The sequence below is a fragment of the Mesotoga sp. UBA5825 genome (assembly GCF_002432955.1).
Classification (GTDB): domain Bacteria; phylum Thermotogota; class Thermotogae; order Petrotogales; family Kosmotogaceae; genus Mesotoga.
In genome coordinates this window covers 1-5,252 of sequence record NZ_DJHG01000106.1, presented here as the reverse complement: position 1 = coordinate 5,252, position 5,252 = coordinate 1, and the positions used below count along the sequence as shown (strand labels likewise).

Annotated in this window: 4 protein-coding genes, 1 pseudogene and 1 riboswitch; of the genes and pseudogenes, 1 reads left to right on the top strand and 4 read right to left on the bottom strand. The window is 46.7% G+C overall.

Annotated elements, in window-relative coordinates; translation table 11 throughout:
* Positions 1 to 154: 154 nt before the first annotated feature.
* From B3N33_RS10575 to B3N33_RS10565, 3 genes are all read right to left on the bottom strand, one after another.
* On the bottom strand, positions 155 to 1,087 hold the full coding sequence (locus tag B3N33_RS10575) for a D-alanine--D-alanine ligase family protein (RefSeq protein ID WP_292593297.1): 933 nt from the start codon (positions 1,085 to 1,087) through the stop codon (positions 155 to 157).
* A gap of 154 nt (positions 1,088 to 1,241) precedes the next feature.
* A complete protein-coding gene (locus B3N33_RS10570) occupies positions 1,242 to 2,141 on the bottom strand; it encodes a carbon-nitrogen hydrolase family protein (RefSeq protein ID WP_292593295.1) in 900 nt (299 codons plus the stop codon).
* Positions 2,138 to 2,338 carry a hypothetical protein gene (locus B3N33_RS10565; RefSeq protein ID WP_103133753.1) on the bottom strand — a complete coding sequence of 67 codons (201 nt, stop codon included), beginning with the start codon at positions 2,336 to 2,338 and terminating at the stop codon, positions 2,138 to 2,140. Before B3N33_RS10565 ends, B3N33_RS10570 begins: the two co-directional genes overlap by 4 nt.
* A 50-nt stretch (positions 2,339 to 2,388) precedes the next feature.
* Positions 2,389 to 2,463, top strand: a riboswitch (Fluoride riboswitch).
* 34 nt (positions 2,464 to 2,497) lie between these two features.
* On the opposite strand from B3N33_RS10565, the pseudogene B3N33_RS10560 reads away from it, so the two are divergent.
* Positions 2,498 to 3,667 (top strand): annotated as a pseudogene (locus B3N33_RS10560) (cation:proton antiporter).
* A gap of 279 nt (positions 3,668 to 3,946) precedes the next feature.
* Here B3N33_RS10560 and B3N33_RS10555 read toward each other — a convergent pair.
* Positions 3,947 to 4,888 (bottom strand): DMT family transporter, encoded by a 942-nt coding sequence (locus B3N33_RS10555; RefSeq protein ID WP_103133752.1) that lies wholly within the window; start codon positions 4,886 to 4,888, stop codon positions 3,947 to 3,949.
* Between the last annotated feature and the right edge of the window lie 364 nt (positions 4,889 to 5,252).

Genomic DNA, 5,252 nt, shown 5'->3' with positions numbered 1-5,252 from the left:
AGAAATCAGATCAGAGCTCATATAGTGAAGAAGGAACTCTTGAAGAACATCGTCTCTTCCTTCAAGCAGATCTTCTGCATGAACAAGGTGCTCGTGCGTGTCAATCACCGGGATCTACCTTATGTAATCTAGGATCTCTTCATAGACTCCCATTTTATTCTCCGATTCCATATCTACTTATTGCTGAAGCGACGATGTTGTTAATGAGATCGCCGTAGCTCCACCCTCTTGCTTCGGCCATTTTGACGATATCTGAGTAATCAGGTACTAGAAGAGGAAGGGAATTGACCTCCAGGAAGTAGATCTTTCCTTCGTCGTCAATCTTCAAATCGATACGGCAATAGTCCTTTAGATCCAGCGCCCCGAAGACCTTCAGTGAGAACTCGCTTACCACTGATTCCTCTCTCTGTGAGATCTTCGCGGGACAGATGTAATTTGTCTCGTCACCGTGGAACTGTTTCACCCTGTAGGAATAGAAAGTCTCAAGGCGATCTGGCAACGACGAGAAATCTATTTCCATTATTGGCAGAACTTCACTGCCAACTATTCCAACGGTAAATTCCCTTCCTTCAATGAACCTCTCAACCAGAGCGGGCTGTCCAAATCTCTCGTGGATACGTGAAACAGCTTTCTGCATTTCATCAACGCTTACAACAACCGAGTCCTCCCAGATACCTTTTGCGCCACCTTCTTTAACGGGTTTGACAATTGCCGGGCTGAACGGGAGGTTGTCGACAATATCTCCGGGACGAACCGAAAAGAATTCGGGAGTGGATATCCCATAGGCCTTCATGATCAACTTTGTGAGCGTCTTGTTAATACAGAGAGCGTTTGCCGTAGCACCGGAGCCGGTAAAGGGTACTCCCAGAAGATCCAGCACGGCCGGAAGATGGATCTGCCTCTCGGTATTACCCATGGCGGTAGTGAGATTGAACACGAGATCAGTGCCTCTAAGTACGCTAACAGCATCGATCTCGAATGGTCTGGAATCAACTTCAAAACTATTCTCGAGTGAACTAACAACACTCCTGACCATCTCTTCATGATGAAAATCGATTGTCGTGTCGTGAACGACAGTGATTCTCATAACATTCCTCCCTGGGACATCTTCAAAGTATCACTACAAAGGAATTATACATATTCCTCGTTTTCGGTTTCCCGATTTAGTATCAATGAAGGAGAACCCCGGTCTCAAAAGACAGAGTGGACTTCGACTAGTGTTGCTGATGAAGCTCATCGCTTTATGTCGTGACGTTGAGAATCTCTTCCCCATCGAATTTTCTGGCAACGGCAAGAGCTCTTCCCCTGGACCAGATGGAAGATCTTCCCTGCGCTTTGTCTCTGCCAACAATCCCAATCGCCATCGGATTTACGAGATAGCGAATCTTCTCTCTACACAATGATGCCCTGATCGGTCCATCGCGAAACCAGATCCTCTCCTGCGTCGAACCGCGCATCGATCCTTTCCACTCAGCAAAATTGCAGGAGGGAACCAGTATCACTTCGCAACCGGCTGCGTCCAGTCTCTCGATTTCGGTTTGAAAGAACATATCGTAACAAATCGCTATACCTATTATGCCAATCTCCGTATGAACCACATTATCGACTGGCTCTCCTCTGGAAAACAACACAGAGCTCTCGGCTTTGGTAAGATTGTGCTTCAAGGCTCTTGTCAACAACTTTCCCTCAGGATTGAATAAGTAGGCGATATTATAGAGCCTTCCATCCCTAATGAATCTCCCTCTCTCAGATTCTTCATCGATTATGGGAAGCAATATCGACGGGGCAAGAAGATAAGTTTCGAACTCCCTGGCAATGGTACTGAAAACTCCGTGATAGTAGGCTTCTATCCCAAGGGCATCTCTTAGAAAAGCCTTCTTCAAAGGATTAAGAGAGAACCCCATATTCTTAATTGCATACTTTGCAAGAGTCTTTGTTGTCGTCTCCGCGAAGCTGAGTTTCCTGAAGGAAGGGTACAGAAATGTTGCAAAAAACTCCGGGAAGGCAATGATATGGTTACTCCCCTTCCATAGAAGTGAAGCCTCACTCGCATAGTCTCTCATCTTTCTGCGAAATGTCTCTTCGCCATAAGACTCCTGATCGAACCAGACCTGAATTGCAGTAAGATCGGTGTCTTTCATGACGCAAGCTTAACAATAATCAATATTAGAGCAACAACCAATAAGATCGGCAGGAAGACAACAAAAAGACCTGCTATGGCAAATATCACTATCATTATCACTCCTACGCCGGCTACAACAATAATCAACGCAGGGAAGAACCTAATTGCAAGATATAGCAGGAACAATGCACCGACAATGGCTAGAAAAGTGCTCAAGAGATCACCTCCGTTTACTGGTCATTGACAGTATAACGCATGGACTATATAATTCTCTAGGCAATGAAGCTTGCCTTGAGCAGACTCCTCCAGAAACGCCTCCAGCTGATAGCTTCTACCAAATTTGCAGCCTGGTCCTGCTTGACTCTGGAGGAGTATATGATTCTTAGCATCTCCCTTATAGTTATTCTCTCGATAGTTGTGCTTTCCCTCTTTGAAAGAATCCGTCTTCCCGGTCTGATTGGACTGGTCTCGCTTGGAATAGCTTTGGGACCGGATGCAATGAATCTCATCGACACATCATTGCTCTCAATTTCCGATGAAGTCCGGCTGCTTGCGCTCATAGTCATTCTGATGCGCGCCGGTCTCGGATTGAATCGGAGAATCATCAAGAAGATAGGTCCCCTCGCTCTTCGCCTTAGTTTTCTTCCAAGCCTCTTCGAAGGTTTCTCAATTATGGTAATGGCTCACTTCTTCCTGAATCTCAGCCTCGTTCAAGGTGAAATGCTCGGCTTCATAATCGCGGCGGTTTCGCCTGCGGTAGTAGTTCCCGAGATGCTGAGACTGAAAGAAAAGGACTTCGGAAAGAGAAACGAAACACCTTCTACTATTCTGGCGGCAGCTTCAATAGACGACGTTGTGGCTATTACACTCTTTACGGTCTTTTTGGGAATTGAAGGAGGATAGGATGTCAGTATCGGAATGTCCTTTCTTATGGTGCCGGTAGAGATTGTTCTCGGTATATCTCTTGGCGCGGCAATCGGCTTTCTCTTCAGCCTGCTCTTCAAAAGATTCCATATCAGAGACACGAAGAGGGTTCTCTTGATTCTAATGATTGCGTTCGTTTTCCATAAACTCGAGGAAGTACTCCCCGTAGCAACTCTTCTGGGTGTTATGGCGATAGATTTTGTCCTGCGAGAGAGGCTTCCGGTAGCCGTCGACAGGATTGCAGGAAAAATGGAGAGAATATGGGTGGTCGCCGAGGTCTTCCTGTTCGTTCTAGTGGGTGCAAGTGTTAACGTACGTGCGATAGGCGACTCATGGCTAATGGGACTACTTGTAATTCTTATTGGACTCATATTCAGAAGCGCGGGCGTTCTGGCGGCCACTCTCGGTTCGAAACTGACTCTCCGCGAAAGACTCTTTTGCATGATTTCTTCTCTGCCCAAAGCCACAGTTCAGGCTGCAGTGGGAGGAATACCCTTAGCAATGGGAGTTGCTTACGGAGATGTTGTACTTTCGGTTTCAGTACTCTCGATCCTAATAACGGCCCCTCTTGGCGCCATCGGCATCAGACTCGCCGCAAGAAGATTCGCGAAGAGCACCTGAGAGAGTCGACCACATCTTCTCTTCGACTCTCTTCATAAAGTTATGAAATGTGAAGGCTCTTTTCGATCCGGAGAAATCGTCGATCACTCTTGACTCCGTTTCATTTCAAACCAAAAAGCAAGTTAAAGCGATTACTCCGGTTTATCTGCCGCGGCTTTCTGCCGGAGTGATTTTTGATTGAAGAGAAGTTCTGCGCAATCCTTTTCGGCAATAGGTAGTGCTCAAAGCTCACGATGGGCCTTAGGTACCCTATGCTAATTTCCGAAAGTATATTCAGATCTACCGAGCGGACCTATCTTCTGAGACTGCCCTGTTCTTCCAGTTGACAACCACAACACCGGCCGAAACCAATATGAGGGCAAACGCCATGTACGAATTGAGGGCCTCTCCTGGAATGAAGGCTGCGGAGAGAAAGACGCCGGCAACTGGAATAACGAATCGGAACATAGTGATTTCACCGGCTTTGTGAAAGCTGAGAATCGCATACCACAAGGAAAAGGCTATGGCCGAAAGAAGCATAGAATACACTAGAAGGAGATTGCCCTTGAGCGTGAAAACGAGCGAATCCTGTTTCAACCCGGGAAGACCGACGATGAGGAGAAGAAAGCCGCCGATCGAGAGCTGCCATCCCGACACGAGAAAGGGAGATCGGTTCGACGACATCCATTTGGCATACATAGTGCCGAATGCACCGATAGTCGCTGCGATCAACATGAAGCCATCACCTTTGAACACGAAACTCAGAGTGAATCCCGCTTCGAAATTTGCAAGGAAAACCCCCGCGAATCCCAGTATCATCCCAAGTATCTTTTTCCAGCTCAGGCGATCATTCTTGTAAATGTAGTGAGCGAGAAGGATCACAAGGAAGTTCTCACCCGCCATTATTATCGAAGACTTCATTCCCGTTGTATGACTGAGCCCATTATAGAAGAAGAAGTACAGAAGAAAAGTCTGCAATACTCCAAGTGCAAACAAATGCATGTAGTCCTTCTTAACGAACTTCACTCTTCCCTTTCTACCCAAAGGTATCGAAAGCAGAAGCACCATAATACCGGCTCCCAAAAACCTGATTCCGGCAAAGACAAGCTTAGCTGAAACATCATCCGGGGAAATTGCCATCTCCTCGTAACCGAGTTTAAGAACGGGAAAAGCGCTTCCCCAGAGAACTGAACAGAATACAGCGATTAAAGCCGCCATCCACTTCTTCTTCAGAATATCCATGAAATAAGTCTACACTAAAACCGGCAGACACGTAGTTCTTTCCATTTGACGGCATTTTACTTTTACCGGAGCGCATAGACACGCAAACTTGTTCTTTTTTTGTGGTCGAAGGGGGCCCCACCTACTTGTAAGTTTGATAATGGGGGATATTCTGTGCGGCTTCACGCTTAAGAACGAAGACCCGTTCCCCGAGAAGATGAATCGAGAAAGGGCATTGTTGAGATGCTCGCTTCGCTCACGAGAAGACTCCAATCGACACGTCAACCGTTGAATGTTCGCCGTTCTCCGACCGGAAAAAGGCCGAGACAGATTGATGAATTATTTGTTGAAAGAACATGCTGCCGCACAACCATCTAGATTGGTC